Annotated in this window: 2 protein-coding genes and 1 pseudogene; all 3 read right to left on the bottom strand. The window is 75.9% G+C overall.

Annotation, left to right across the window (positions count from 1 at the left end; all coding sequences use genetic code 11):
- The coding region (locus HCN08_RS34520; protein ID WP_167987345.1) for a hypothetical protein at positions 1-183 on the bottom strand (183 nt) is incomplete at its 3' end.
- 125 nt (positions 184-308) lie between these two features.
- On the bottom strand, positions 309-503 hold the full coding sequence (locus tag HCN08_RS34515; protein WP_167987343.1) for a CBS domain-containing protein: 195 nt from the start codon (positions 501-503) through the stop codon (positions 309-311).
- A pseudogene (locus tag HCN08_RS34510) lies at positions 500-692 on the bottom strand (CBS domain-containing protein); the annotation flags it as partial. The gene HCN08_RS34515 and the pseudogene HCN08_RS34510, both read right to left, overlap by 4 nt.

Genomic DNA, 692 nt, shown 5'->3' with positions numbered 1-692 from the left:
GCGGGCGCGCGTGTCGCCGGCCTCGCGGGCCCGGCGCCCGGCAGCGGCAGCCGTACAGGGGAAGAAGGCATGCGTGCCGTCGGTGCGCGGCACGGCGAACAGGGCGGAGCGGGCCGCAAGCCCCGACAGCGGCACGGCCGTCGGCAGCGCGGCCCCGAAGACCACGGTCAGTACCAAGGACATCGCCCCCGAGTCAGCGAAGAGAGAGTTCTCCCGTATCGCCGACCAGGCTTCCCGGCACACCGCAACCGAACTTACCCGATCCGTACGACTTCTTGACAGCCCCCTGAGCCCCGGCCTCCCGCGGCTCAGCCGTCCGGCCGCCTGGTCGCCCGGTGCATGGCGGCGAGGACGGACTGGTGGGTGATCCAGCCGACGAGGCCGTCGTCCCGCCCGTCGAGTACGGGCAGCCCCGCGCCCTCCGTCCCGACGAGCGCGCCGAGGGCGTCGGACAGCCCGGTCGCGGCCGTCAGGGAGCGGGGGACGTACGCCACGGTGCTCACCGGCGTGTGGTGTCGTGCGCTCCGTCGGCGAGCGTCTCGGCGACGGAGCGGGCGTCGGCGACGCCCAGGTACGTACCGTCCGCCGCGGTCACGGGGAGGACGCCGTGGGCGGAGCGGGCGAGCCCCGCGGCGGCATCGGCCAGCGGCGCCGAGCCGTCCAGCGGCGCGGGGACGGGCTCCATGACCTGC

Origin of the sequence: Actinacidiphila epipremni, from assembly GCF_012034175.1 — a bacterium.
GTDB classification, from domain to species: Bacteria; Actinomycetota; Actinomycetes; order Streptomycetales; family Streptomycetaceae; genus Actinacidiphila; species Actinacidiphila epipremni.
This window is presented reverse-complemented; position numbering and strand designations above follow the sequence as displayed.